Source organism: Mycobacterium sp. 141, assembly GCF_000382405.1.
Classification (GTDB): Bacteria; Actinomycetota; Actinomycetes; order Mycobacteriales; family Mycobacteriaceae; genus Mycobacterium.
Map to the genome: position 1 here is coordinate 31,268 of NZ_KB908275.1, position 25,326 is coordinate 56,593.

Here is a 25,326-nt window from a genome sequence, read left to right on the forward strand (position 1 = left end):
CAGGGTTTCAGTCCTCGACGGTGACGTTGTCGCGGGAGTGCCGACGCAGACGCGAGAACCCGCCCTTGTTCGCCGGCCGCCGGTTGCGCAGTTTGCCCTTCTGACGTGCGTCGTCATCCTCCGGGGAGTCCTCTTGTGAGACCGCGACCGGTTCCGGCGCCGAAGCGCCGTTCGGCTCCGCCTCGACGACCGAAACTTCGGGCTCCTCCGCTGCGGATTCCGTGACCTCGGAGTCTTCGGATTCGTCGACCTCGGCAGGTGCTTCCGTTTCCGCAGAGTCCTCGGCCTCATCGGCCTCGGTCTTGTGGCGGCCCCGCTTCTGCTCGGTCTTGAGCGGTTTGGGCGGCGGCGGTGGCAATTCGGCGAGAAACGCCAGATAGAAGCCGAGGATGCCGAGCAGTGCGATCGACGCGGACGCGCCATAGATACCGAACAACCACTGGCCGGCGGTGTCCAGGGAGAACCAGATCTCGGAGACCGCGCCGCCGACGATGAGCAGCCCGGCCAGCACGTGGAACGCGACGGCCGAGGTCCGCAGCCGCAACGCCAGCTGCGGGGTGCCGTACTCGGGGCGTCGCGTGCGCTGCAGCGTGAAGAACACCGGTAGCGCGGCCAGTGCGATCAGCACCCCGGTGACGATCCGGAGCACCAGGCCGAGCGTGGGCGAGGTCTCACCCATGAGTTCGGGCCAGCGCGGAAGGACGAAGAAGAAGTAAAGGCCGGCAGCGATGAGCGAGAACGACGCATGCCAGATCACCGCGACGGTGCGGCCCATACCCCTCCTCGGCGGTGGTGGGCCGGGGTGCGACCAGACAAACTGCATATGAGCAGGTCACACCCCGGACCGAGCGCGGAGGATAGGGGATTTGAACCCCTGAGGGCTGTTAACCCAACCCGCGTTCCAGGCGAGCGCCATAGGCCACTAGGCGAATCCTCCGTCGGCAATCCTAACCGAAGGCGCAACCGGCTTTGTCCGGTGCGGCGGTGGACCGGCTGCACGCCTGGGGTCGCAGAGGCATCGGGCGCGGGGTACTACACTCGCCCGTGGACCCCGCGCGGCGTCCATCCTGTGAACTCCCCCAGGGCCGGAAGGCAGCAAGGGTCAATGGGCTCTGGCGGGTGCGCGGGGTCCCCTTCATCGATCATCCCCGGTGGCATCCGGGTCCACGCTTGTGAAAGGCGCGCGGTGTCGTTCCATTCCCTCGGCCGCGACGATCTGCTCGCGCAGCACGAACTCCAGCAGCGCAACTACGCTGAGCTGGAGGCCAAACAGCTCAAATTGGACCTGACCCGCGGCAAACCGTCGCCGGCCCAGCTGGATCTCGCGAACACACTGCTGAGCCTGCCCGGCAGCGACGACTACCGCGACCGTGACGGGACCGATACCCGCAACTACGGCGGCCTGAATGGGCTGCCCGAACTGCGGGAGATCTTCGGGGAGCTGCTCGGTATCTCGGAGCAGAACCTGATCGCGGGCGACAACTCGAGCCTGGCCATGATGCACGACTGCGTCGTGTTCTCGCTGCTGCACGGGGGCGTGGACTCGGAGCGGCCCTGGCTGGCGGAAGCCGCTGGATCCGGAATCAAATTCCTGTGCCCGTCACCGGGCTACGACCGACACTTTGCGATCACCGAATCGTTCGGTATCGAGATGATCCCGGTGCCGATGCGCGACGACGGCCCCGACGTCGACCTCGTCGAGGAACTGGCCGCCGCCGACCCGGCCATCAAAGGCATGTGGTGCGTGCCCGTGTACTCCAACCCGACCGGTGCCACCTACTCCTTGGAGACCGTCCGCCGACTCGTCCAAATGCGCACGGCCGCACCGGATTTCCGGCTGATGTGGGACAACGCCTACGCCGTCCACACGCTCACGCCCGATTTCGTCCGGCAGGTCGACGTGCTGGGCCTGGCCGAGGCCGCGGGCAACCCGAACCGCCCGCTGGTATTCGCCTCGACCTCCAAGATCACCTTCGCCGGGGCCGGCGTGAGTTTCCTCGGCGGATCCACCCGCAACATCGCCTGGTACACGCTGCACGCGGGGAAGAAGTCGATCGGCCCCGACAAGGTCAACCAGTTGCGGCACCTGCGGTTCTTCGGTGATGCCGAGGGAGTGCGGCAGCAGATGCAGCGACACCGTGAACTGATCGCGCCGAAATTCGCGCTCGTGGCCGAGGTCCTCGAAGACCGGTTGGCCGAGTCGAAGATCGCGTCGTGGACCGATCCCAAGGGCGGCTACTTCGTCAGCCTCGACGTGTTGCCCGGCACCGCCAAGCGCACCATCGCCCTGGCCAAGCACGCCGGTATCGCGCTGACCGAAGCGGGTTCGGCGTTCCCGTACCGGAATGACCCGGAAGACAAGAACATTCGCATCGCCCCGACCTTCCCCTCGCTGCCCGAAGTGCGCGAGGCGATCGACGGCGTGGCTACGTGTGCGTTGCTGGCGGCGACCGAGTCGCTGCTCGGATCCTGATAGTCCGACCCGATAGGTAGCCTGCACCCGTGGCTCTCTACCGCAAGTACCGCCCGGCAACCTTCGCCGAAGTCGTCGGGCAGGAGCATGTCACCGAGCCGCTCTCGACGGCGCTCACCGCGGGCCGGATCAACCACGCCTATCTGTTCTCCGGGCCGCGCGGCTGCGGTAAGACCTCATCAGCGCGGATCCTGGCCCGCTCGCTGAACTGCGAGCAGGGCCCCACGCCGACGCCGTGCGGGGTGTGCGACTCATGCGTGGCGCTGGCCCCCAACGGGCCTGGCAATGTCGACGTCGTCGAACTCGATGCGGCCAGCCACGGCGGTGTCGACGACACCCGCGAACTTCGGGACCGGGCGTTCTATGCGCCTGCGCAGTCGCGCTACCGCATCTTCATCGTCGACGAAGCGCACATGGTCACCACAGCCGGGTTCAATGCGCTGCTCAAGATCGTCGAGGAGCCACCGGACCACCTGATCTTCGTGTTCGCCACCACCGAACCGGAGAAGGTGCTGCCGACCATCCGGTCGCGTACCCACCACTATCCGTTCCGCCTGCTGGCCCCGCGCACCATGCGCCCGCTGCTCGAGCGCGTGTGTGGTGACGAAGGCGTGACCGTGGATGACGCCGTCTACCCGCTGGTCATTCGCGCGGGCGGCGGCTCGCCCCGCGACACCCTGTCGGTGCTCGACCAACTGCTTGCCGGGGCCGAGGGCAACCGGATCACCTACCAGCGGGCGTTGGCGCTGCTCGGCGCCACCGACATGGCGCTGATCGACGACGCCGTCGAGGCGCTGGCCGCCGGTGACGCCGCGGCCCTGTTCGGGGCCGTTGAGGCGGTGATCGATGCCGGTCACGACCCCCGCCGGTTCGCCACCGACCTGCTGGAACGCTTCCGCGACCTGATCGTGCTGCAAGCCGTGCCCGACGCCCCGGCCCGCGGCGTCGTCGACGCGCCCGACGACGTGCTGGACCGCATGCGCGAGCAGGCGGCCCAGGTCGGATCGGCGACGTTGACCCGCTACGCCGAGGTGGTCCATGCCGGGCTGGGGGAGATGCGCGGTGCCACCGCACCCCGGCTGCTGCTCGAAGTGGTGTGTGCGCGGCTGCTGCTACCGTCGGCACACGACACCGAATCGGCATTGCTGCAGCGCATCGAACGCATCGAAAACCGGTTGGACATGTCGATCCCGGCCGGTGAGGCCCAGGTATCGGCGGGCGAGCCGGCCAAGACCTACACCCGGCGCAGCCAGGCGGCGGCCGCACCGCCGCCGGCGCCCGAGCCGGTCCCTGACCCGACGCGTGCCGCTGCGGCACAGGCACCCGAGCCCGAACCTGAACCGGTCCCTGAGCCGGTGCCGGTCGAGGTGGTGCACGCGCCAGAGCCGGAGGTGCCCGCGACGTCGATCGTGCCGGGCGTATTGGACACCACGGCCGTGCGCAACGCGTGGGTGGAGATCCGGGCCAAGGTGCGCGCGCGCAGCAAGACTCTCGACGCGATGATCAACGACATGACAGTCCTCGCGCTGGATGGCAATACGCTTGTGCTCTCGCATGTTTCGCCTCAGCTGGCGAAGCGGGTCACCGAGCCGCACAATGCCGAGGTCATCCGGGAAGCGCTCAAGGATGCGTTGGGTGTCGACTGGCAGATCCGCTGTGAAGCGGGTAACCGCGAAGCACCCGCTCGAGTTGCGCCACGTGCCACCAAGGCGCCACCGAAGGTTCCGGCCCGGGTGGCTCGTTCCATTCCCGAAGCCGACCTGGCGCCCCCTCCGGAACCGCCGTCCCCGGAGGACGAGGAAGAAGAGCTGCTCGCCGAGGCGGGGCAGAGCGAGGTCGGGCCTCGCCGCGACCCCGAGGAAGTCGCGCTGGAACTCCTGCAGAACGAACTGGGTGCGCGCAAGATCGAGGGCTAGGGTCCGTCAGCGCACCAGCAGCGTATCCACCAGCACGTACACCGCCACGGCGAACACCAGATAAGCAAACCAGCGTTGCAGACGCCGGGTGTCGACCCTGGTACCGAGATGCCCGGCGATCAACGATCCGACGATCGCGGTTCCTACGAACGCTGCGGTGATCGCCCAGTCGATGCTGGCGTCGCTCATATGGGAGATGACACCTGCCGCCGAATTCGCGACGATGATGAGCAGCGACGTGCCGATAGCGATGGGTATCTCGACACCGAGCATCAACACCAGGGCCGGGATGATCAGGAAACCGCCGCCGACGCCGAAGAGGCCGGTGAGCAGACCGACGAGCATCCCCGCCGGGATGGATCTCGGGGCGCAACGACGCCAGTTGATTCCCGAATCACCGACCTCGCACGCGGTGCCGGTTCCGCCGCTGCTGCGCAGCATTCGGAATCCGGCCAGCAACATGACGATGGCGAAGCCGATCATGAGCGTCGACTGCGGCAGGTGCCGACCGATGGCGCTGCCGAGGAAGGTGGTCGGAATACCCACCGCCGCAAAGATGGTGGCCAATCGCCACTGGACTTGGCCGGCAAGGATTTTCGGCAACACACCTACCGCCGCGGCGATGCCCACTACCAGCAGGGACATCGGAATCGCCTGCTCGACACCGAGTCCCAGCACATAGACCAGGGCCGGCACCGCCAGGATAGATCCGCCACCCCCGAGCAGGCCCAGCAGTACACCGAGCACTGCTCCGAGCAAGAGGGCCACCAGGATGCTCATGCGAGCACGCTCACCGCCGCATCATGCGGTGATAGGACGGACGACTCGTGCCCGCAGCTGGGGCACATCGCTGGACAACACATGGATTCTCCTGGGCTGCTCGTGAATAGATCAGGAAGTCGGGACGATCTTGGCGCGAACTTCGGCGATGTCGAGCGTCTTGACTCTGGTGATGAGGTCCTCCAAGGCCGCCGCCGGCATCGCACCGGGCCGGCGGTGGACGAGGATGCCGTCGCGAAAGGCCATGATCGTCGGGATCGCCTGAATGTCCAGGGCTGCGGCGAGTTGCGACTGCGCTTCGGTGTCGACCTTGGCATGCACTACGTCGGGGTGCGCCTGTGACGAGCGTTCGAAGATCGGGGCGAACGCGCGGCATGGGCCGCACCATGACGCCCAGAAGTCGACGAGCACGACGGGATTGTTGGTGATTGTCGCCTCGAAATCGGCGGCAGTCAGATTGATGGTTGACATGACGAAGTCCTTTCCTTGTGGCGCAAGTCCTTGTGGTGCACGCAGATTGCTAGGCCAGGCCCTTGAGCATGAGATTCCAGTACATGAACGGAAGTCCGTACTTCTTCAGGTACCAGTACGCCCGGTGCGGTGTCGTCGGATTGAGCAGCGGGAACGAGGGCGCCAACTGCAGGTCGTAGTCGAATTCGGCGAGCAGCATCGCGTGCGACGAGGTGACGATCGGGCAGGACGAATATCCGTTGTACGACGCAAGCAGCGGTTTGCCTGTAAGGAAGGAGTCGATGTTGTCGACCACGACCGGGGCCTGCTTGCGGATCGCGGCGCCGGTCTTCGAGTTCGGCGATGAACCGGCGTCACCGAGGCTGAACACATTCGGGTAACGCACGTGCTGCATGGTGTGCTTGTCGATGGCGACGTAACCCGTGGCGTCGCCGGTCGACAGCGGACTGGATTTGATCCAGTCCGGCGCAGACTGCTGCGGTACGGCGTGCACCATGTCGTAGGGCAACATGGCGTCGGTCCCACCGGCAGCGACGCTGGAGACCTCGACCTTCCGCGAGGCCGCGTCGATGGACGTCACCTCGGAGTTGCTGTGCAAGGTGATCCCGTAATCGGCGATCACCTTGTCGAGGCTGTCTGCGATCGCCGGAATCCCGAACGGGCGTGGTCCGGGCATCACCAGATGGACGTCGATGTTCTTGAGAACCCCCTGCGAACGCCAGTAATCACTGGCCAGGTAGGCGATCTTCTGTGGTGCGCCAGCACATTTGATGGCGCCTGAAGGAACGGTGAACACTGCGGTGCCCGAACGGAGGTTCCGGATGAACTCCCACGTCCTCGGTGCCAGGTCGAACCGGTAGTTCGACGAGACCCCGTTGCGGCCCAGGGTGTCCTCGAGCCCTTGCGTTCGGTTCCAATCCAGTTGGATGCCTGGACAAACCACCAGCGCATCGTATTCGTACGTCGTGCCGTCGGCGCACGTCACCGTGTTGCTGTCAGGGTCGATGGCGCTGGCGAAGTTGCGGATCCAGGTGGCCCCCTTGGGCATCACCGACGATTCGGGCCGTGCGGTCGTCGTGGCCTTCGCTTGCCCGCCACCGACGAGTGTCCACAACGGCTGGTAGTAGTGCGTGCCGGACGGCTCGATGACTGCGACATCGGAATAGCCTTTGCGAAGCATCCGCGCTGCGACGGTGATCCCCGCGGTTCCACCGCCGACGATCAAGATCTGATGTTTGGCTTTGATGGTCATGGTGATTCCTCTGCTATTCGTGCTCAGGCGTTCTGGTGCGCTTCGTCCCAGGCGCCGAAACCACCCAGGATGTCACTGACATCGGTGAAGCCGTTGTGCCGCAGCAGGCTCGCTGCGACCGACGACCGATAGCCGCCCGCACAGAACACCACGGTCGGTTTGGTGGGGTCGAGCTCACCGAGCCGAGAAGGCAGCTGCCCCACCGGGATCGGGGTTGCACCCGGGATGGAGCCGGCCTCGACTTCGCCCGGGTTCCGGACGTCGACGACCTGCAGGTCCTTGACCTGGGCGACTCGTTGGTCGAATATCTTGGCGGTCAACCGAGATGCCACCGAGACGTCATCCTGGTGAGTGAACATCGTCTGATATGGGTTGGCGACATAGCCGATCACGCGGTCGAAGCCGATTCTGCCGAGCCGGTTCTTGGCCTCCAATTCCTGACCGGGCTCGGTGAACAGGACGATGTCGACATCCGATCTGAGCACTGATCCGGCGAATTCGGCGTAACGGCCCGCGAGTCCGATGTTGATCGACTGTCGCAGGTGGCCCAGGGCGAACTCCTCCGGGGTCCTTCCGTCCACCAGGATGGCACCAGACTCGATCGCCGCACGGACCTCCTCGTAGGTCATCGCGACCGGAGCTTTGGTCTCGTCCAGCAGTTCTCGATCCTTGCGGTTGAGGATCGCGTCGTAGACGAAGTAACCGGGCGCCGGGGGCTGCCCCTCGGTGACGAGCTTCATGAAGGTCGCCTTGTCGGGTGCCCGCAGCGCGTAGTTCGTTGCTTTTTGTTCCCCGATGGTCGACCACAGATCTGTCGACAGGTTCTTGCCGCACGCCGAACCCGCGCCGTGCGCGGGATACACGCGGGTGGAGTCGGGCAGCGTCATCAGCTTGTCGTGTAGTGAGTCATAGAGCTTGTCCGCCAGTTCATCCCGAGTGAAGCCGATCGAGGCCAGCAGGTCGGGACGGCCCACATCGCCGATGAACAGCGCGTCGCCGGTCATCACCCCATAGGGCACCTCGTCGTCGGCGTGCTCGTAGACCACCACGCTCAGAGATTCCGGGGTGTGTCCGGGCGTGTGCCGGAACTCCAGGGTCAGGTCGCCCAACGAGTACCGCTCGCCGTCTGCGACGCCGACCGACTCGAACTCGGTCTCCGCGACAGAGGAATAGACGATCTTGGCACCGGTGGCCTTAGCCAACTCCAGGTGGCCGGACAGGAAATCCGCGTGGAAATGCGTCTCGATGACCAGTTCGATGGTCAGGCCGTGGTCCCTGGCGTCGTCCACGTACTCTGACACATCCCGCTGTGGATCGATAACCACTGCGCGGCCGGTGTTTTCGTCACCAATCAGGTATGACGCGTGCGACAGGCACTCCAGATAATACTGCTGAAAAAACATCCTGCTCCTCCTCGTGGCGGCTGGGGTTCTGCCCATTCTTAGATACCCCTATAGGTATGTCAACCCACCCTGGGGGGTATTCTATTTCACAATTGACAATACGGATGGGGGTATATATATCATCGTGAGGAACATACCCCAGGCTGTATCTCAGGTTAAGGGTCTTTTGTCACCGCGTCCCTGCGAAAGGAATCACCAGCATGACCGTCGCCACGACCATCTCCGCCCAGGATCTCCATGAGCGCCTTCGATCGGGTCACGATCTGCGTGTCCTGGACGTGCGGACACCCGCAGAGTTCGAGACAGCTCACATCGCCGGCGCGTACAACGTCCCACTCGACCTCTTGCGTGAGCACCGCACCGAGATCGCCGCGCACCTCGATGAAGATGTGATCCTGGTCTGCCGGTCCGGCGCACGAGCAACGCAGGCCGACGAAGCCCTCCGCGCCGCCGGGCTGTCCAATGTCCACATCCTCGACGGTGGCATCACCGCATGGTCCGCCAATGGACTCGACGTCGTCGAGGGCAAACAGCGCTGGGATCTAGAACGGCAGGTACGCCTGGTGGCCGGCTCCCTGGTCTTGGCGAGCATCCTGACCAGCGTGTTCGTCCCGAAGGTCAAGTGGTTGGCCGGGGCGATCGGCGCGGGCCTGAGCGTGGCCGCGGTTACCGACACCTGTGCGATGGGGATGGCGCTGGCGAAACTGCCCTACAACCGCGTCCCAAATGCCGACGCCAAGGCAGTGGTCGCGCAACTCATCGGATCGTGATCCGGGGACAGAGTACCCATGGAGATATACCCCCATGGGTACTCTGTCATTAGGTCGAAGAGAAGGATGTGGACCATGAATTGCGACGACGACAGCATTGCCGCGGTATTGAATCGGTTGCGGCGCGCGCAGGGCCAGTTGGCCGGCGTCATCGCGATGATCGAGGCGGGTCGTGACTGCAAGGACGTGGTCACCCAGCTTGCCGCGGTGTCGCGCGCACTGGACCGGGCCGGCTTCAAGATCGTGGCCAACGGACTGCGTGAGTGCATTGCCGGGCGGACCGCCGACGGGGCCGCTCCGATGACCGAGGCCGAGCTGGAGAAGTTGTTCCTCGCGCTCGCCTGAGTCTGCGCGTCAGAGGCTACCCTTACGCTTGCCACCACGGCCGCAGCGGCAGGCCGCCGTCATTGCCGTGCTCGTCCAGCTTGACCGCCAGAATCTGGTGCAGCTGAATGATATTGGTCTCGAAGCCCAGTCGTGATCCAGCCATGTACAGGCCCCACACCTTCGCGGTGGGCAGCCCGACCTCGGCCACCGCCTCGTCCCAGTGTTCGACGAGGTTGGCGCACCAATCGCGCAGGGTCATCGCATAGTGATGGCGCAGGTTCTCCTCGTGCACCACCTCCAGGCCCACATTCTGGATCTCGGTGATGATCCGGCCGGAGCCCGTGAGCTCGCCGTCCGGGAACACGTAGCGGTCGATGAAGCCTCCGGCAGCCGCCCCCGACCGGTTGTCGTGGCGGGTGATGCAGTGGTTGAGCAGCAGTGCACCGACCCGCATCCTGGACTTCAGGAAATCGAAGTACGACGGATAGTTGTGCACGCCGATGTGTTCGGTCAGGCCGATTGACGACACCGCGTCGAAGCCGGACTCGGTGACATCGCGATAGTCGCCGTGGCGTACCTCGGCGAGATCGCCGAGACCTTCCCTCTCGATCGCCTGCTGCGCCCAGGCGGCCTGTTCGCGCGACAGCGTCACACCGATGGCCCGCACGCCGTGGCGGGCCGCGTAGCGAACCATGGCGCCCCAGCCGCAGCCCACGTCGAGCAGGCGATCGCCGGGTTGCAGCCGCAGTTTGTCAAACACCAGCCGATACTTGTTCTCCTGCGCCTGTTCCAGGGTGGCGTCAGGTTCCGGATAGCAGGCACACGTGTAGGTCATCGACGGGCCCAGCACCCACTCGTAGAACGTATTGGACACGTCGTAGTGGTGGTGGATGGCCTCGGCGTCGCGAACCCGGCTGTGCCGCAACCCTTCCACCATACGGCGCCAGCGCGGCAGGACCTCCTGCGGCGGCGGTGCGATCGGTTTCAGGTGTTCGATGCCGATCGAGCGGACGATGTGGGCCAGCACCCGGGCCGGCGGACGCTTGAAATCCATTTTCTCGGCCAGCGCGCACAGCAACGGGTACGGATCACCGGGGTGTACGCCGTATGGTTCCAGATCACCCGACACGTAGGCCCGCGCCAGCCCGAGATCGCCGGGCGCGGTGGCGAGGTAGGTGGTGCCGCGCGGGGTCTTGAGGTCGAGTCCGAGCGCGGCGTCCTCAGGGCCGGCGGTGCTGCCGTCGTAGGCGGTGAATTTCAGTGGGAGCTGTCCCGCAGCGAAGATCTCCAGGATCTCGGCCAGGGTGAGTTTGTTCGCCTGAGCGTGCGCCGAATTGTCCCTGAATGTTGTCATTGCCGTTGCACCGCTTTCGAATACAGATCAAGTAGACGTGAATCGGGATCGTAGGTTTTCTTGACCGTCTTATAAGCTTCCCCGCCGTATAGTGCGTCAAACTCGTCACGCGGGTAGAACGCGTCCGAATACAGCGATTTGTGTCCGTCGAGTTGGCTGACCTTGCGTTCGATGAGCCGGTTGGTGTGCCCGGGCTCGGGTCCGACCGGGACGGACGACCAGAATCCGACGTTGACGTAGGTGTGGTGTGGGCGAAGCGGATAGAGCGGCCATGTTCCGGCGGTTTTCGGATCGTCGCGTAATCGCAGCGGGCACAGCCAGATTGGCTCGATCGGGACGTTGTCGAGAAACCATTTGAGGAACCGTCCGCAGTGCTCCAAAGGCACCTCGATGTCCTGCACCACACGTTCCCTGGGCGGGCGGCCGTTGCGCTTCTCGATCCGGTCGGCGATGTTGAACCGCCGGTCGTAGCCGATGAGCTTCCAGTAGAAGCTGCTGCGGCGGTAGCGGCGCGGCCACAGCCGCCGAATCGTCGGATTCTGTGCGCCGAACGCCCGTGAGCACCAGAACCAGTCGGTATCCCACCGCCACAGATAGTCGTGAATGGTCAGCCGGTCATGTTTCTCGGCGCCATTCTCGCCGTCATGCTGTATCGACCGGTAGTAGATGTGGTTACCGGTGTAGTCGCTGACCGGCCCCGCCGTGGTCGTCTTGATGCCCACGCACAGGTAGCTCTCGTCGGCGCTGAACACCACAGCGTCGAGATAATCGACCTTCTCGCCGCCCAGCCCGCCGGTTTCGATGATGCGGTCCATCGCCGCGATCAGGTCGATCAAAGTGTGGAAGCGCAGGTGGCGCAGTGCGACGAACGGCAGCACCGGTTCCAGCTCGATGCGCAGTCGCGTCGAATAGCCAAGTGTCCCATAGGAATTGGGAAACGCCCGGAACAGATCCGAATGCTCCGTGGGGGACGCGGTGACGATTTCGCCTGCGCCGGTGAGGATGTCCAACTCCAGCACGGATTCGTGCGGCAGCCCGTTGCGGAACGAGGTGGACTCGATGCCGAGGCCCGTGACGGCACCACCGAGGGTGATGGTCTTGAGTTGCGGTACCACCAAGGGCGCCAGCCCGTACGGCAGCGTCGCCTCCACCAGGTCTTCGTATGTGCACATGCCTGCCACGTCCGCGGTCGACGTGTGCGGATCGACAGCGATGACATTCGTCAAACCTGATGTGTCCAGGCCTTTGCCGGCATGACGGTCGCGGGCGCGGAACAGGTTCGACGTGTTTTTGGCAAGACGAACCGTCTCGGTGGGCTTTATGGCGCGGTAGCTGTCGAGGAGCCGCTGTACGCCGGCAGCGTGGACAGCCTGTGCGTCAGTCGGAACAACAGACACACATATACGCTAGTCGGCGGTTGCATCCGATGCGACTCGGAGTAGCGCGGTTATCAGACCGCGACGTCATTGATACAAGGAGTATTCGCCGATGGGACAGGTCAGCGCGGTCAGCACCGTTTTGATCAACGCCGAACCCGCCGCTGTGTTCGCCGCGATCGCCGACTATCAGACGGTGCGGCCGAGGATTCTCTCCTCGCACTACAGCGGCTACCAGGTCCTCGAAGGGGGTCAGGGTGCGGGGACCGTCGCCACCTGGAAATTGCAGGCGACGAAATCGCGGGTGCGCGACGTCAAGGCGACTGTCGACGTGGCGGGGCACACCGTCATCGAGAAGGACGCCAACTCGTCGATGGTGATCAACTGGACCGTTGCCCCGTCCGGGGCCGGATCGTCGGTCAACCTCAAGACCACCTGGACCGGAGCAGCTGGCGTGGGCGGCTTCTTCGAGAAGACGTTTGCCCCGTTGGGCTTGCGGAAGATCCAGGACGAGGTGCTGGCCAACCTCAAGAAGGAAGTGGAAGGCGCCTAGCGCGCCGACGCGACCTGCTGCGAGCCGAGGAACCCGGTGATCCCGCGGACGATGGCGTCGGCGTATTTCTGCCTGCCTTCCGGGGACTTCATCAGCGACGAGTCGACCGGGTTTTTCATGTTGCCGCACTCGACGAGGATCGACGGGTACTGAGCAAGGTTGAGCCCGGCGATGTCTGATCGCCCATCCAGACCGCCCGATCCGATGTAGGTGGCCGGCGGGATGCCCGAGCCGGAGATCTGATCGCGCATGATCTTCGCGAACTGCACCGACGGCCCGGCCTGGACGGCATTGAGCGGCGGCGAGGAGTACAGCACGTGGAAGCCGCGGCCGTTGGCGGGGGCGCCGTCGGCGTGGATGGCCACGATGGCATTGGGGTGCACCGCGTTGGCCATCGCCGCGCGCTCGTCGACGCACGGGCCCACCGACGTGTCGTCGCCGCGTGTCATCGCGGTCCGCACACCGAGGGCGGTCAGCGCGGCCCGGACGCGCAGTGTGGTGTCCCAGTTGAAGGTGTGTTCGGGGTAGCCGTCGTCGGTCGACGTGCCGCTGGCCTGGCAGTCCTTGGTGCCGCCGCGTCCGGTCGGCACTTGTTTGCTGATCGAGGCGTCGTTGGCGCCGTTGTGACCGGGATCGAGGAAGACGATCATCCCGGCGATATTGGCAGGCGCGGCGTGGGCTGTGGGTGTGGCAGCGACGGTCGCGACAGCAATGAGCACGCTGCTGGCAACCGCGGTGCCGACACGCAGGCAGGCTGGGACTCGCACGGGCGTCACCGTAGCCCGGGCGCCGTCTACGCTGGAAGCTCAAACCGCCGCGCTCTAGCGGAGAGCAACCAAGTCGAGACCAAGACGCAACCAACACGGCAAGGGGACCTGTCATGCAACCCGGAGGCACACCCGACATGTCGGCACTGCTCGCACAGGCACAGCAGGTGCAGCAGCAGCTGATGGACGCTCAGGAGGCGATGACCAAAGCCGAGGTCGAAGGCCAGGCCGGCGGGGGACTGGTCCGGGTCACCGTCAAGGGCAGCGGAGAGGTCGTCGCAGTGTCGATCGATCCCAAGGTCATCGATCCGTCCGATCCCGAGACCCTGCAGGATCTCATCGTCGGTGCGCTGGCCGATGCATCGGCACAGGTGCAGCAGATGGCGCAGAGCCGGCTGGGCCCGTTGGCCGGCGGGTTGAGCGGCCTCGGCATTCCGGGACTGTAGGTGTCACGGAGTGTTTGAAGGCCCTGTCCAGGATCTGATCGACGAGCTGGGCAAGCTGCCCGGCATCGGGCCGAAGAGCGCGCAGCGGATCGCGTTTCATCTGCTGAGTGTCGAGCCGCCGGACATCGACCGGTTGACGGCGGTGCTGGGCCGGGTCCGCGATGGGGTCACGTTCTGCGAGGTGTGCGGCAACGTGTCCGACGCGCAGCGCTGCCGGATCTGCAACGATCCCCGGCGTGACGCGTCGCTGGTGTGTGTCGTCGAGGAGCCCAAGGACGTGCAGGCCGTGGAACGCACGCGCGAGTTCCGGGGCCGTTACCACGTACTCGGCGGGGCGCTGGACCCGTTGTCAGGAGTGGGTCCTGATCAGTTGCGCATCCGTGAGCTGTTGACCCGAATCGGTGAACGCGTCGACGGTGTCGACGTCGCCGAAGTGATCATCGCCACAGATCCCAACACCGAGGGCGAGGCCACCGCCACATACCTGGTGCGGATGCTGCGCGACATCCCGGGTCTGGCCGTCACCCGTATCGCGTCGGGCTTGCCGATGGGCGGGGATTTGGAATTTGCCGACGAACTCACGCTGGGCCGCGCGCTGGCCGGCCGCCGCGCCATGGCTTGATTTCCGTTTTGCGGTGAGTGGCCAGTTAGTACCCGGATTTTCGGAATTGGCGTGCAGCAAGTGGCCATTCGGCGGCCGCTAGACCCGCCGCGGCGCCGCGAGCCGCTCGCGGCGCAGCATTTGCACCTCGGGCAATTCCAGTGCAGGCAACTCTCCGACCACCCGCGACAGCAGATGGTCGGCCAGTTCAGGATTGCGGGCCAGGCATGGTCCGTGCAGATAGGTGGCCACCACGCTGCCCTGTACGGCCCCGTCGTAGCCGTCGCCGGCCCGGTTGCCCGCACCCTTGGTGACGGTCGCGAGCGGCCGGGCATCAGGGCCGAGAACCGTTCCACCGCGGTGATTTTCGAAACCCGTCAGCGGCTGCGTCAGCTCCGGCGGCAAGGGTTTCGAAGCCACCTCGCCGATGGTTCGGGCCTCTTGCGGTGACGTGGTGACATCCAACAGTCCGACGCCCTCGACCCGCTCGCCGGCCGACGTCTCATACCAGTGCCCGAGCACCTGGATCGCCGCGCAGATCGCCAGCACCGGAGCTCCCCGCGAAACCGCTTGTTGCAGACCGGGATACCGGATCAGATGCTTGGTAGCCAAGCGCTGCGCGTAATCTTCGGCGCCGCCGAGGGTGTAGAGGTCACACGAGTTGGGTACGGGCTCGGCCAGGGTGATCTCCACGATCTCGGCATCGATGCCGCGTAGCAGCAGCCGCTGTCGCAGCACCACCGCATTGCCGCTGTCTCCGTACGTGCCCATCACATCGGGGAGCACCAGCCCGATGCTGACCGTTGAATTGCTCCTCGCGTGCGCGCCGGTCAATTTGTGCTCCTCGCGTGCGCGCCGGTCAATTTGTGCTCCTCGCGTGCGCGGTCATGAGATCCGCCGATTCAGTTGCAGGAACGCGGTGTAGTTGGCGATCACCTCGACATGCCCCGGCGGACACGACTCGATCGCGGCGACCGTGTCATGCACGAGCGAGTGTTCGACGCCCGCGTAGCCGAGGCGCACCGCGAGGTCGGTGCCCCGTTCGCCCGCCGCGACGACGACGCGTGACCGTGCCGTGTCTCCGACAAATTGCTCGAACCGCACGTCCCACAGCCACGACAGATCCTCGCCGTCGGGCACCTGTCCGTTGACCGCGATCACCACACCGGCGCCGCGTTGGTCGACCATCGACAAGGCCTCCTGCCATCCGGCGGGGTTCTTGGCCAGCAGGATGCGTGCGGTGTGCGAGCCGATCTGCACGGTGCGGTACCGGCCGGCCACCTCGTCGACACCGGAGACTGCTGCCACCGCGGCAGCGGGGTCGGCGCCCAAAATGACTGCGGCCGCGACAGCCTGGGTGGCATTACCGCGGTTGACCGCGCCTGGCAGGGCCAGCGCCATGGGCAGCACAAGACCGTCGGGCCCATAGATGTGGGTGTCGTCGAACCACCATTGCGGATCGGGGCGTTTGAATTCGGTTCCGGTCGAGTACCAGCCGGCACCGTCTCGGACGATGATTTCGCCGGACCGCGGGCAGCTGACCGAGTCGCCCGCCCAGCTGCCGCCCGCGGCCACCCACACCACGTTGGGGCTGTCGTACGCGGCCGAGGTCATCAGGACGTCGTCGCAGTTGGCCACGATCACCGCATCGGGATGTCGGGTCAGGCCGGTCCGCAGCGTGCGTTCGATGTGGTTGATCTCACCGACCCGGTCCAGCTGGTCGCGGGACAGGTTCAGGAGCACGATCACCGCCGGGTCCACGGCGTCCGACACATGCGGCACATGCATCTCGTCGACTTCGAGCGCGGCGAGGCGCGCATCTCGCGTCCCGGCCAGGGCCGCCACCAGTCCGGCGTCCATGTTGGCGCCCTCGGAGTTACTGGCCACCGGACCGAGGGTGGCCAGCGCAGCCGCGGCCATCCTGGTGGTCGTCGACTTGCCGTTGGTGCCGGTCACGACGACGGTGCGGCGGCCCTGACCCAGCTGGCGCAGGATCGACTGGTCCAACGTCATGGCCACCAGGCCGCCGATCATTGCGCCTGCACCACGGCCCGTCACCCGCGACGCCCAGCGTGCGGAGGCCCCGGCCGCAAGCGCAGCACGTCCGCGGAGGGTCAGCATTCCCGGAATTTTAGGTGCACCACACGCTGGCCTGCTCAGCGCGGCGCTGCGCGGCGCGGCAATCGGACTCTGTCGGACAGGCGTGCCATCCTGGCGACTATGAGCACCGCACCGTCGACGGCCCGCCCGTCGTGGGGTAGACCGGCCGCCGAGCCGGGCGCGGGCTGGGCCGTCGTCGACGTGGAGACCTCGGGATTCCGGCCTGGGCAGGCACGCATCGTCAGCGTGGCCGCACTGGCGGTCAGCGACGACGGCAATATCGAACGCAGCGTCGCCACCCTGCTCAATCCCGGCGTCGATCCGGGCCCCACCCATGTGCACGGGCTGACTGCGGAGATGCTGGAGGGGCAGCCCTGTTTCGGCGATGTCGTCGACCAACTCGTCGACGTGCTGCGCGGGCGCACCCTGGTGGCGCACAACGTGGGCTTCGACTACGGCTTTCTGACCGCCGAGGCCGAGCTGGTCGGCGCGGAGCTCCCAGTCGACAGTGTGATGTGCACGGTCGAGCTGGCTCGTCGTCTGGACCTGGGCACCGAGAACCTGCGGTTGGAGACATTGGCAGCACACTGGGGAATCAGCCAGGTGCGCCCGCACGATGCGCTCGACGACGCCCAGGTGCTCGCCCAGATCCTCAAACCCACCCTGGCCCGGGCGCGGGACCGCAAGGTCTGGTTGCCGCTGCGTGAAGTCAGCCGCCGGCGCTGGCCCAACGGCCAGGTCACCCACGAAGAGCTGCGGCCGCTGAAGGTGATGGCGCCACGGCTGCCGTGCCGGTACGCCAACCCCGGCGCATACGTGCCGGGCCGGCCGCTGGTGCAGGGCATGCAGGTGGCATTGTCAGCCGAGGTGGCCCGCACCCACGAAGAGCTGATCGAACGCATCCTGCACGCGGGGCTGGCCTACACCGAGGCCGTCGACCAGCAGACCTCGGTAGTGCTGTGCAACGAGCCCGCTCCGGGCTCCGGAAAGGGTTACCACGCCAAGGAACTCGGTGTTCCCCTCGTCACCGATAACGACTTCGTGAATATGTTGGACGACGTGATCGGCGGTGCCGTGGTCGAAGAGTTCTCTGACACCGCCCCGGTGGGCGACCAGTTCACCTTGTTCTGATCGCCCACCGGTTCTGACGGTCAGCGGAGTGCCTTGGCCTTCAACATCTCGTATTCGTCGGCGGTGATGGTGCCTGCATCGAGCAGAGCCTTGGCATCGGCGATCTCATCTGCCGGTGTGCGCCTGGCGGCCTCACGGATGTAGGCGTCGGTCTCCTGTTTGGCGGCCGCGGCGGCGGTGGCAGAGCGCTGGGCCATCCCCTTACCGCGCGCAATCAGATATATGAATGCGGTAAGCCACGGGAAGATGATCAGGAAGATCACCCAGATCGCTTTGACCCAGCCCGAGGTCTGATGGTCACGCCAGAGCAGGTCGCCGAGGATCTGGAACAGCACCAGCAAATAAGCGATCCAAGCGAAGATGATCAGGAAGTGCCAGAGAAAATCCCACGTCGATCCCCAGTCCACGGGTTACTCCTTGATTTGAGTTGTCGGACGCGTAGAGCATCTACGCTCCCGTCAGTTAATCATGTACGCAAGAGTAACCGGGAATACCCGGCCCCTCTCGTCGTTGGCTGTGTCAGATTTGTGTGGCCCGGTTCACAGCGGACACGACGGCGCGCAGTGACGCAGTGGTGATCGATGTCGCGATACCGACGCCCCACACGGTCTTGCCGCCGATCGAGGCCTCCACATAGGCCGCGGCCTGCGCTTCTTCCCCGGAGGACATCGCGTGCTCGGAGTAGTCCAGCACGTTGACATGGATGCCCAGGGCACCCAGTGCATCACAGAACGCTGCGAGCGGTCCGTTGCCGGCGCCGACGATCTCGCGTTCGACCCCGTCGATCTTCACGATTGCGGTGATGGTGTCGGTGCCACCGTCGACCTCGGCGGCGACGACCTTCTGCCGAATCCGCTCCAGCGGGGTGATCGGGGCCAAATATTCGTCGAAGAAGACGTCCCACATTTCCTTCGGCGACACCTCGCCACCCTCGCCGTCGGTGATCTTCTGGACCACCTGCGAGAACTCGATCTGCAGCCGGCGCGGCAGCACCAGCCCGTGATCGGCCTTCATGATGTAGGCGACGCCGCCCTTGCCGGACTGCGAGTTGACCCGGATGACGGCCTCATAGGTGCGGCCCACATCCTTGGGATCGATCGGCAGGTATGGCACCTGCCACAGGATGTCGTCCATATCTTTATCAGCGGCATCGGCATCGAATTTCATCTGATCCAGGCCCTTGTTGATGGCGTCCTGGTGGCTGCCCGAGAACGCGGTGTACACCAGATCGCCGCCGTAGGGGTGGCGCTCGTGCACCGGCAGCTGGTTGCAGTACTCCACGGTCCGACGGATCTCGTCGATGTTGGAGAAGTCGATCTGCGGATCCACGCCGCGGGAGAACAGGTTCATGCCCAGCGTCACCAGACAGACGTTGCCGGTCCGCTCACCGTTGCCGAACAGGCAGCCCTCGATCCGATCGGCACCGGCCTGGTAGCCCAATTCTGCTGCGGCAACGGCGGTTCCACGATCGTTGTGAGGATGCAGGCTCAGGATGATGCTGTCCCGCGGGATCAGGTGCCGGCTCATCCACTCGATCGAGTCGGCGTAGACGTTGGGGGTGGCCATCTCGACGGTGGCGGGCAGGTTGACGATCAGCGGCCATTCCGGCGTGGGCTGGATCACCGCGGCGACCGCGTTGCAGACGTCTACGGCGTACTCCAGTTCGGTACCGGTGTAGGACTCCGGCGAGTACTCGTACCGCCACCGCGTGCCGGGATACTTCTTGGCCTCTTCGACACACATGCGGGCACCGTCGGTGGCGATCTTCTTGACGGCGTCGCGGTCGGCGCGGAACACCACGCGACGCTGCAGGATCGAGGTGGAGTTGTAGAAGTGCACGATGACACGCGGCGCACCGACGCAGGCTTCGAAGGTGCGTGCGATCAGCTCGGGCCGGCACTGCGTCAGCACCTGGATGGTGACGTCCTCGGGAACGGCGCCCTGCTCGATGATCTCGCGGACGAAGTCGTAGTCGGTCTGGCTCGCCGATGGGAAGCCGACCTCGATCTCCTTGTAGCCCATGCGGACCAGCAGGTCGAACATCCGGCGCTTGCGCTCCGGGCTCATCGGGTCGATCAGGGCCTGGTTGCCGTCACGCAGGTCGACCGCGCACCACATGGGGGCGTGCTCGATCACCTTGTCCGGCCAGGTGCGGTCAAACGGAACATTCGCTGCGCCAAATGCCGGGCTCCCGCCCGGGACTTCAGCGGCGAAGGTGCGATACCGGCGGACCGGCATCGTGGATCCGCGCTGGGTGTTCCAGGAAGGCTGACCGTCCCGACGAGAACCGGACGGTGTGGTGATGGTGCGTACCGACGTGTAGGCGTCGACAGAAATTTCGGGGGTGGTCATGATGTCTGCTCCGGGAGTTGAAAGGGAACTCGACCGGCGCATCGCCAAATACCCGCGACGGGAAGCCGGTCTGGTCAGACCCCGCCGCGGCGGCTGAGGAGGAGCACCCGCTGCACGCGTCCACAATAGCGCGCTCGCGGCCGGGCACCCAAACCAGCGTTCGGCTCGGGCGTCGAGCGGGGCCGAGTGGCGCCGTCGCCGACGGTTCGTGCGGCGGAATCGGTCAGACCTGCGAATCCGGGAACGCGATGACCGACAAGAACCGGATCGGCAGCTCTATCAGATCGACAGGTCCGTGCGCGCCTTCGCCGTCGATCTGCAGTGAGTCGCCGGGGTACATCCGATACACCGAGCGGCTGTGGCCGTAATCCATCACACCTTCGAGCATGTAGATGAACTCGGTGCCCGGATGCTGGAACAACGGGTAGGTCTGGCTCTTCTCGGTCAACGTCACGTGCAGGCACTCGAGCCGTTTGTGCTCGCCGCGCAACGAGCTCAGCAGATGGTATCTGTGGCCCTCACGGGTGCCCTCACGCACGATCTGCGCACCCGTGCCGGCCTTGACGAACGCGGCCGGGCGTTCCACGTCCGCACCCCGGAACAGGCTCGTCACCGGAACGTCCAAGCCCTTCGCCAACAACGTCAGGGTGGACAGGCTGCACGACGTTTGTGCGTTCTCGATCTTGGACAGCATGGCCTTGGAAATGCCGACCCGGGCCGCCATATCGGCGACGGTCAGGCCGTGCTGCTGCCGGAGCTGACGCACGTTGCGCCCGATCGTGGCCTCGACCTCCATCTCGTCGGCCGGGGCGTGCGGATCGCGGTCCCGCGCTGTGCCGGACTGGTTGCGGAGTAGCGGAATGTCGCTCATTTGCCGTTCCCCCGAATCCAGCTCGTGCCCGCCACGGAACCCGCGCCATGGCGGTTGCCTCGATGGTAATCGTGACCAGGTCCCGGGTTCCGGATAGCACACGCGGGCCTTCCCGAAGAGCCGCGCGACGGGGTGGAACTGGCGAACCTCGATTTCGGCGAGGGTGCGCCGACAATGCGGCTCAATCTCGGCGAGGGCGAGAAGACTTCTACGCCGGAGATGCCGGCGGGCAGTTCCAGCCTGCGGAGGCGTTCAGCTTCGTGGCTGTGTCCCAAGCCGCGACGTCGCCGGGGTGCTCCGCCCGGGCGAGGAAAACCAGCTGCGCGTCTCCCTTATCCTTGATGCGACTCATTCCCGCATTTTCGAAGGGCAGACAGTGGCGCTCGTCGTACAGAAATACGGCGGATCTTCGGTTTCAGATGCCGACCGGATCCGTCGCGTCGCCGAGCGCATCGTGGAGACCAAGAAGGCCGGCAACGACGTTGTAGTGGTCGTCTCCGCGATGGGCGATACCACCGATGATTTGCTGGACTTGGCCCGCCAGGTCTCGCCCGCGCCACCAGCGCGCGAGATGGACATGCTGCTCACCGCGGGTGAACGGATCTCCAATGCATTGGTCGCGATGGCCATCGAGTCCCTGGGCGCGCAGGCCCGCTCGTTCACTGGCTCGCAGGCCGGCGTGATCACCACGGGCACCCACGGCAACGCCAAGATCATCGACGTCACACCCGGCCGACTGCGCGACGCGCTGGACGAGGGGCAGATCGTGCTGGTCGCCGGCTTCCAGGGGGTCAGCCAGGACAGCAAGGACGTCACCACACTGGGTCGTGGCGGCTCCGACACCACCGCCGTCGCGCTGGCCGCCGCGCTGCACGCCGACGTGTGTGAGATCTACACCGACGTCGACGGCATCTTCACCGCGGATCCGCGCATCGTGCCCAACGCCCGCCACCTCGACTCCGTCGCCTTCGAGGAGATGCTCGAGATGGCGGCCTGTGGTGCGAAGGTGCTCATGCTGCGTTGCGTCGAATACGCGCGTCGCTACAACGTGCCCATCCATGTCCGCTCGTCGTACTCCGACAAACCGGGCACCATCGTCAAAGGATCGATCGAGGACATCCCCATGGAAGACGCCATCCTGACCGGAGTAGCCCACGACCGCAGCGAGGCCAAAGTCACGGTGGTCGGGCTGCCCGACGTGCCGGGCTATGCCGCCAAGGTGTTCCGCGCGGTCGCCGAGGCCGACGTGAACATCGACATGGTGCTGCAGAACATCTCCAAGATCGAGGACGGCAAGACCGACATCACCTTCACGTGTGCCCGGGACAACGGCCCCGGCGCGGTGGAGAAGCTCACCGCGCTCAAGGACGAGATCGGGTTCAGTCAGGTCCTCTATGACGATCACATCGGCAAGGTGTCGCTGATCGGTGCGGGCATGCGCAGCCATCCCGGCGTCACTGCCACGTTCTGCGAGGCGCTGGCCGAGGTGGGTGTCAACATCGACCTGATCTCCACCTCGGAGATCCGGATCTCGGTGCTGGTCAAGGACACCGAGCTGGACAATGCCGTCGCGGCCCTACACGAGGCGTTCGACCTCGGCAGCGACGACGAAGCCGTGGTCTACGGCGGGACGGGACGCTAACGCTAATGGTCAACATCGGAGTCGTCGGCGCCACCGGCCAGGTAGGCCAGGTCATGCGCACCCTGCTGGAGGAGAGAGGGTTCCCCGCTGAAGGTTCCGGGTCTGTGCGGTTCTTCGCTTCCGCGCGATCGGAGGGCAAGAAACTGACCTTCCGCGGACAGGAGATCGAGGTCGAGAACAGTGCGACCGCCGACCCGTCCGGGCTGGACATCGCGCTGTTCTCCGCGGGCGCGACGATGTCGCGCGTGCAGGCGCCGCGGTTCGCCGCGGCAGGCGCCGTCGTCGTCGACAACTCGTCGGCCTGGCGCAAGGATCCCGAGGTGCCCTTGGTGGTGTCCGAGGTCAACTTCGCGAGAGACGCCGGTGTGCGACCGAAAGGCATCATCGCCAACCCCAACTGCACCACCATGGCCGCGATGCCGGTGCTCAAGGTGCTGCACGAAGAGGCGGGCCTGACGCGGCTGATCGTGTCCAGCTACCAGGCGGTGTCGGGCAGTGGCCTGGCCGGTGTTCAGGAACTCGCCACGCAGACCCGCGCGGTGGTCGACGGCGCCGAGGCTCTGGTGCACGACGGGTCGGCTGTGGTGTTCCCGGAGCCCGTGAAATACGTTGCGCCCATTGCGTTCAACGTGGTTCCGCTGGCCGGCTCCCTGGTCGATGACGGCTCGGGGGAGACCGACGAGGACCAGAAGCTGCGCAACGAGAGCCGCAAGATCCTGGGTATCCCCGACCTGTTGGTATCGGGTACCTGCGTTCGGGTGCCGGTCTTCACCGGGCACTCGCTGTCGATCAATGCCGAGTTCGCCCAACCGCTTTCGGTCGAACGCGCCCGGCAGCTCTTGGCCGTGGCCCCCGGTGTCAAGCTCGTCGACGTGCCGACGCCGCTGGCCGCCGCCGGTGTCGATGAATCACTCGTCGGCCGGATCCGCCAAGATCCGGGTGTACCCGACGGGCGTGGTCTCGCGCTCTTCGTCTCGGGTGACAATCTTCGAAAAGGTGCGGCGCTCAACACCATTCAGATCGCCGAGCTGCTGGCCGCCGAGCTCTGACCAGCGGGGTGTCCACAGCGCTCCGGTTCGCTGCGGCGGCGGTGATCGCCGCGGCGGTGTGGCAGGCGCCCTCGGCCTCTGCCGATCCGCCTTCGCCCTCCTCTGATCCGGTGCTGCCGCCACTGGCCCCCGGCCAGGTGCAGCGGATCGGTCCCGCAGCCGGAACGGGAACGCCCACAGGGGATTACGGGATCGGCGCGACCGATCTGTGTGAGTTCATGGAATTCCCCACTCGCGTGTTGCAGGTGTGCGGTGACAGCTTCGCCGGCCAGGCCGTGGGTTTCGGTGGTTGGTACTCACCCGTCGCGTTGCACGTGGAGCCGGATTCGGTCGACGACCCCACGGGTGTCCGCTACGACGGCGTCACCGGCGGCGGCGTCGGCAAGCCGCTGCTCGCCGACACGACGCCGCCGGGCAGTTCCCAGTTGCCGGCCGGTGTGGTCTCGATCAACCGGGACAACTACCTCATGGTGAGCACCACGCGCGACCTCGTACCGCAGAACTCGAGGCTGGTGAAAGCCAATGCCTCACAGGGAAATTGGCCTACCGTGCCCGGTTCGGTGCGGCCCGCAAGCTATCAGGGCGGTGGGCAGTCACAGATCAGCGGCTACTACGACCCCATCCCGACACCCGAGTCGCAGACCGGCTGGGTGTACATCGTGGCCAACAACTTCGACCGCAGCGGGCCGGTGTTCCTGTACCGGTCCACACCGCAGACGTTCACCGACCGGGCCGGCTGGCAGGGCTGGTCGTCCAAAGGCGGTTGGGGCAAGTCGCCGACCGCGCTGTGGTCCGACCGGGTCGGCGAGATGAGCATCAGGCAGATCGACGGCAAGCCCGTGCTGTCGTATTTCAACGCCAGCACCGGCAACATGGAGGTCCGGGTCGCCTACGACCCGACCGGCCTCGGTACGGCACCTGTGACCACAGTGGTGTTCGGAGGCGGGGACTGGCCTGATCCGGCTGATGCGTTACCGCCGCCGGGGGACAACCGGCTGGCCCAGCCGTACGGGGGTTACATTTCACCGGGATCGACGCTCGACGAGGTGCGGGTGTTCATCAGCCAGTGGAATACCACTCCGCGCGGCGGCGCGCCGTACCGTGTGATCCAGTACGCCGTGAACCCGATAAAGCCCTGGTGAGCATTCACAGCCGATTCATAGCCAATTCATGATCGGCACTTCGATGACACTCGCAATCTGGGCTACATGACTGATACATCTTCCGAACCCACCGGCCCGGTCGTCACGGCCGAGCCGCCCACCGCGCCCGTACCGGCAGCCGCCTACGGGGAACCCCGCAAGCAGAGCCGTCTCACCCAGGCGGTGGCCTGGGTCGGCATCGTCGCGGGCACAGTTTTCATTGTTGCTGTCGTGTTCGGCACCGGATTCTTCCTCGGTGTCCATTCGGGCGGCGGTCATCATCACTACGGCGGAGGTGGCTGGGAGCGTCCCGGGATGATGTTCCACCACCGCGGTGGTCCGCCGATGGCCCCGTGGGGCCAGGGTGGACCCGGCTGGCAGGGCGGTCCGGGCGGACCCGGTTTCGGCCAGGGTGGGCAGGGTGGTCAGGGTGGTCCGGGTGGGCAGGGTGGCCCCGGCAGTCCGGGTGGGCAGGGCGGTGCTCCGACGACGGCTCCTCGCTGATCACCGATAGTCTTTTGACCGATTCCAGAAAAGACGCATACTGGAG

At 65.7% G+C, this 25,326-nt stretch carries 26 protein-coding genes, 1 tRNA gene and 1 other RNA gene; 13 read left to right on the plus strand and 15 right to left on the minus strand.

Annotated features, from left to right (window positions below; translation table 11 throughout):
• Positions 1-7: 7 nt before the first annotated feature.
• Together H276_RS0120225 and H276_RS0120230 are read right to left on the minus strand one after the other, a co-directional pair.
• A complete protein-coding gene (locus H276_RS0120225) occupies positions 8-775 on the minus strand; it encodes a hypothetical protein (RefSeq protein ID WP_019973106.1) in 768 nt (255 codons plus the stop codon).
• 76 nt (positions 776-851) lie between these two features.
• A tRNA-Ser gene (locus tag H276_RS0120230) sits at positions 852-937 on the minus strand.
• A 106-nt stretch (positions 938-1,043) separates the two neighbouring features.
• Between H276_RS0120230 and ffs the strand changes: the two genes are divergently transcribed.
• The 3 genes from ffs (at position 1,044) to H276_RS0120240 (ending at position 4,389) form a co-directional block, all read left to right on the plus strand.
• Positions 1,044-1,138, plus strand: an RNA gene (gene ffs / locus H276_RS24280) — signal recognition particle sRNA small type.
• Between the two features lie 48 nt (positions 1,139-1,186).
• Complete coding sequence (locus H276_RS0120235) at positions 1,187-2,473, plus strand: aminotransferase class I/II-fold pyridoxal phosphate-dependent enzyme (protein ID WP_019973107.1); 1,287 nt, start codon at positions 1,187-1,189, stop codon at positions 2,471-2,473.
• A 29-nt stretch (positions 2,474-2,502) separates the two neighbouring features.
• The gene (locus H276_RS0120240; RefSeq protein WP_019973108.1) at positions 2,503-4,389 is read left to right on the plus strand and encodes a DNA polymerase III subunits gamma/tau; all 1,887 of its coding nucleotides are present in this window, start codon (positions 2,503-2,505) and stop codon (positions 4,387-4,389) included.
• A 6-nt stretch (positions 4,390-4,395) separates the two neighbouring features.
• On the opposite strand, the gene H276_RS0120245 is transcribed toward H276_RS0120240, so the two are convergent.
• The 4 genes from H276_RS0120245 to H276_RS0120260 form a co-directional block, all read right to left on the minus strand.
• The gene (locus H276_RS0120245) at positions 4,396-5,169 is read right to left on the minus strand and encodes a sulfite exporter TauE/SafE family protein (RefSeq protein ID WP_019973109.1); all 774 of its coding nucleotides are present in this window, start codon (positions 5,167-5,169) and stop codon (positions 4,396-4,398) included.
• 111 nt (positions 5,170-5,280) lie between these two features.
• Entirely contained in the window at positions 5,281-5,640 is a 360-nt protein-coding gene (trxA, locus tag H276_RS0120250) for a thioredoxin (RefSeq protein ID WP_019973110.1), read from the minus strand.
• A 49-nt stretch (positions 5,641-5,689) separates the two neighbouring features.
• Positions 5,690-6,892 carry an FAD/NAD(P)-binding oxidoreductase gene (locus H276_RS0120255; protein ID WP_019973111.1) on the minus strand — a complete coding sequence of 401 codons (1,203 nt, stop codon included), beginning with the start codon at positions 6,890-6,892 and terminating at the stop codon, positions 5,690-5,692.
• A gap of 23 nt (positions 6,893-6,915) precedes the next feature.
• Positions 6,916-8,295 carry a rhodanese-like domain-containing protein gene (locus H276_RS0120260; RefSeq protein WP_019973112.1) on the minus strand — a complete coding sequence of 460 codons (1,380 nt, stop codon included), beginning with the start codon at positions 8,293-8,295 and terminating at the stop codon, positions 6,916-6,918.
• Between the two features lie 200 nt (positions 8,296-8,495).
• Between H276_RS0120260 and H276_RS0120265 the strand changes: the two genes are divergently transcribed.
• Entirely contained in the window at positions 8,496-9,065 is a 570-nt protein-coding gene (locus H276_RS0120265) for a rhodanese-like domain-containing protein (RefSeq protein WP_019973113.1), read from the plus strand.
• Between the two features lie 75 nt (positions 9,066-9,140).
• Entirely contained in the window at positions 9,141-9,410 is a 270-nt protein-coding gene (locus tag H276_RS0120270; protein WP_019973114.1) for a metal-sensitive transcriptional regulator, read from the plus strand.
• 22 nt (positions 9,411-9,432) lie between these two features.
• Here H276_RS0120270 and H276_RS0120275 read toward each other — a convergent pair whose 3' ends face one another.
• Positions 9,433-10,746, minus strand: coding sequence for a class I SAM-dependent methyltransferase (locus H276_RS0120275; RefSeq protein WP_019973115.1), 1,314 nt, complete (start codon positions 10,744-10,746; stop codon positions 9,433-9,435).
• Positions 10,743-12,143, minus strand: coding sequence for an FAD-binding oxidoreductase (locus H276_RS0120280; protein WP_019973116.1), 1,401 nt, complete (start codon positions 12,141-12,143; stop codon positions 10,743-10,745). Before H276_RS0120280 ends, H276_RS0120275 begins: the two co-directional genes overlap by 4 nt.
• A gap of 91 nt (positions 12,144-12,234) precedes the next feature.
• On the opposite strand from H276_RS0120280, the gene H276_RS0120285 reads away from it, so the two are divergent.
• Entirely contained in the window at positions 12,235-12,675 is a 441-nt protein-coding gene (locus tag H276_RS0120285) for an SRPBCC family protein (RefSeq protein WP_019973117.1), read from the plus strand.
• Here the strand turns inward: H276_RS0120285 and H276_RS0120290 are convergent.
• Positions 12,672-13,442, minus strand: a complete 771-nt coding sequence (locus tag H276_RS0120290; RefSeq protein ID WP_026357236.1) for an Rv3717 family N-acetylmuramoyl-L-alanine amidase — start codon at positions 13,440-13,442, stop codon at positions 12,672-12,674. The genes H276_RS0120285 and H276_RS0120290 overlap by 4 nt on opposite strands.
• A 113-nt stretch (positions 13,443-13,555) precedes the next feature.
• On the opposite strand from H276_RS0120290, the gene H276_RS0120295 reads away from it, so the two are divergent.
• The gene (locus H276_RS0120295; protein WP_026357237.1) at positions 13,556-13,888 is read left to right on the plus strand and encodes a YbaB/EbfC family nucleoid-associated protein; all 333 of its coding nucleotides are present in this window, start codon (positions 13,556-13,558) and stop codon (positions 13,886-13,888) included.
• Between the two features lie 10 nt (positions 13,889-13,898).
• Positions 13,899-14,510 (plus strand): recombination mediator RecR, encoded by a 612-nt coding sequence (gene recR, locus H276_RS0120300; RefSeq protein ID WP_019973120.1) that lies wholly within the window; start codon positions 13,899-13,901, stop codon positions 14,508-14,510.
• Between the two features lie 78 nt (positions 14,511-14,588).
• Here the strand turns inward: recR and H276_RS0120305 are convergent, their stop codons facing one another.
• Positions 14,589-15,323 (minus strand): type 1 glutamine amidotransferase, encoded by a 735-nt coding sequence (locus tag H276_RS0120305; RefSeq protein WP_019973121.1) that lies wholly within the window; start codon positions 15,321-15,323, stop codon positions 14,589-14,591.
• A gap of 51 nt (positions 15,324-15,374) precedes the next feature.
• Positions 15,375-16,610, minus strand: a complete 1,236-nt coding sequence (locus tag H276_RS0120310; RefSeq protein WP_026357238.1) for a Mur ligase family protein — start codon at positions 16,608-16,610, stop codon at positions 15,375-15,377.
• A 99-nt stretch (positions 16,611-16,709) separates the two neighbouring features.
• Between H276_RS0120310 and H276_RS0120315 the strand changes: the two genes are divergently transcribed.
• The gene (locus tag H276_RS0120315) at positions 16,710-17,720 is read left to right on the plus strand and encodes a DEDDh family exonuclease (protein WP_019973123.1); all 1,011 of its coding nucleotides are present in this window, start codon (positions 16,710-16,712) and stop codon (positions 17,718-17,720) included.
• Between the two features lie 20 nt (positions 17,721-17,740).
• Here H276_RS0120315 and H276_RS0120320 read toward each other — a convergent pair whose 3' ends face one another.
• The 4 genes from H276_RS0120320 to H276_RS24875 all read right to left on the minus strand — a co-directional run bounded on the left by H276_RS0120320 (position 17,741) and on the right by H276_RS24875 (position 21,295).
• Positions 17,741-18,127, minus strand: a complete 387-nt coding sequence (locus H276_RS0120320) for an SHOCT domain-containing protein (protein ID WP_018603410.1) — start codon at positions 18,125-18,127, stop codon at positions 17,741-17,743.
• Between the two features lie 112 nt (positions 18,128-18,239).
• Positions 18,240-20,072 (minus strand): 2-isopropylmalate synthase, encoded by a 1,833-nt coding sequence (gene leuA, locus H276_RS0120325; RefSeq protein ID WP_019973124.1) that lies wholly within the window; start codon positions 20,070-20,072, stop codon positions 18,240-18,242.
• Between the two features lie 223 nt (positions 20,073-20,295).
• Positions 20,296-20,943, minus strand: coding sequence for an XRE family transcriptional regulator (locus H276_RS0120330; protein ID WP_019973125.1), 648 nt, complete (start codon positions 20,941-20,943; stop codon positions 20,296-20,298).
• Positions 20,944-21,151: 208 nt separating this feature from the next.
• The gene (locus H276_RS24875) at positions 21,152-21,295 is read right to left on the minus strand and encodes a hypothetical protein (RefSeq protein ID WP_155943196.1); all 144 of its coding nucleotides are present in this window, start codon (positions 21,293-21,295) and stop codon (positions 21,152-21,154) included.
• Between the two features lie 24 nt (positions 21,296-21,319).
• Between H276_RS24875 and H276_RS0120335 the strand changes: the two genes are divergently transcribed.
• The 4 genes from H276_RS0120335 to H276_RS0120350 all read left to right on the plus strand — a co-directional run bounded on the left by H276_RS0120335 (position 21,320) and on the right by H276_RS0120350 (position 25,280).
• Entirely contained in the window at positions 21,320-22,585 is a 1,266-nt protein-coding gene (locus tag H276_RS0120335; RefSeq protein ID WP_019973126.1) for an aspartate kinase, read from the plus strand.
• Between the two features lie 5 nt (positions 22,586-22,590).
• Positions 22,591-23,634, plus strand: a complete 1,044-nt coding sequence (locus tag H276_RS0120340) for an aspartate-semialdehyde dehydrogenase (RefSeq protein WP_019973127.1) — start codon at positions 22,591-22,593, stop codon at positions 23,632-23,634.
• Positions 23,635-23,642: 8 nt separating this feature from the next.
• Complete coding sequence (locus H276_RS0120345; RefSeq protein ID WP_019973128.1) at positions 23,643-24,776, plus strand: DUF4185 domain-containing protein; 1,134 nt, start codon at positions 23,643-23,645, stop codon at positions 24,774-24,776.
• Positions 24,777-24,842: 66 nt separating this feature from the next.
• On the plus strand, positions 24,843-25,280 hold the full coding sequence (locus tag H276_RS0120350; RefSeq protein ID WP_019973129.1) for a hypothetical protein: 438 nt from the start codon (positions 24,843-24,845) through the stop codon (positions 25,278-25,280).
• Positions 25,281-25,326: the final 46 nt, after the last annotated feature.

Excerpts from the sequence above, each read along its gene's own strand:
- H276_RS0120225 (WP_019973106.1), bottom strand. The coding sequence starts at position 775 with ATGGGCCGCACCGTCGCGGTGATCTGGCATGCGTCGTTCTCGCTCATC.
- H276_RS0120245 (WP_019973109.1), bottom strand. The coding sequence starts at position 5,169 with ATGAGCATCCTGGTGGCCCTCTTGCTCGGAGCAGTGCTCGGTGTACTG.
- trxA (WP_019973110.1), bottom strand. The coding sequence starts at position 5,640 with ATGTCAACCATCAATCTGACTGCCGCCGATTTCGAGGCGACAATCACC.
- H276_RS0120255 (WP_019973111.1), bottom strand. The coding sequence starts at position 6,892 with ATGACCATCAAAGCCAAACATCAGATCTTGATCGTCGGCGGTGGAACC.
- H276_RS0120260 (WP_019973112.1), bottom strand. The coding sequence starts at position 8,295 with ATGTTTTTTCAGCAGTATTATCTGGAGTGCCTGTCGCACGCGTCATAC.
- H276_RS0120265 (WP_019973113.1), top strand. The coding sequence starts at position 8,496 with ATGACCGTCGCCACGACCATCTCCGCCCAGGATCTCCATGAGCGCCTT.
- H276_RS0120270 (WP_019973114.1), top strand. The coding sequence starts at position 9,141 with ATGAATTGCGACGACGACAGCATTGCCGCGGTATTGAATCGGTTGCGG.
- H276_RS0120275 (WP_019973115.1), bottom strand. The coding sequence starts at position 10,746 with ATGACAACATTCAGGGACAATTCGGCGCACGCTCAGGCGAACAAACTC.
- H276_RS0120285 (WP_019973117.1), top strand. The coding sequence starts at position 12,235 with ATGGGACAGGTCAGCGCGGTCAGCACCGTTTTGATCAACGCCGAACCC.
- H276_RS0120295 (WP_026357237.1), top strand. The coding sequence starts at position 13,556 with ATGCAACCCGGAGGCACACCCGACATGTCGGCACTGCTCGCACAGGCA.
- H276_RS0120310 (WP_026357238.1), bottom strand. The coding sequence starts at position 16,610 with ATGCTGACCCTCCGCGGACGTGCTGCGCTTGCGGCCGGGGCCTCCGCA.
- H276_RS0120315 (WP_019973123.1), top strand. The coding sequence starts at position 16,710 with ATGAGCACCGCACCGTCGACGGCCCGCCCGTCGTGGGGTAGACCGGCC.
- leuA (WP_019973124.1), bottom strand. The coding sequence starts at position 20,072 with ATGACCACCCCCGAAATTTCTGTCGACGCCTACACGTCGGTACGCACC.
- H276_RS0120330 (WP_019973125.1), bottom strand. The coding sequence starts at position 20,943 with ATGAGCGACATTCCGCTACTCCGCAACCAGTCCGGCACAGCGCGGGAC.
- H276_RS24875 (WP_155943196.1), bottom strand. The coding sequence starts at position 21,295 with ATGAGTCGCATCAAGGATAAGGGAGACGCGCAGCTGGTTTTCCTCGCC.
- H276_RS0120340 (WP_019973127.1), top strand. The coding sequence starts at position 22,591 with ATGGTCAACATCGGAGTCGTCGGCGCCACCGGCCAGGTAGGCCAGGTC.
- H276_RS0120350 (WP_019973129.1), top strand. The coding sequence starts at position 24,843 with ATGACTGATACATCTTCCGAACCCACCGGCCCGGTCGTCACGGCCGAG.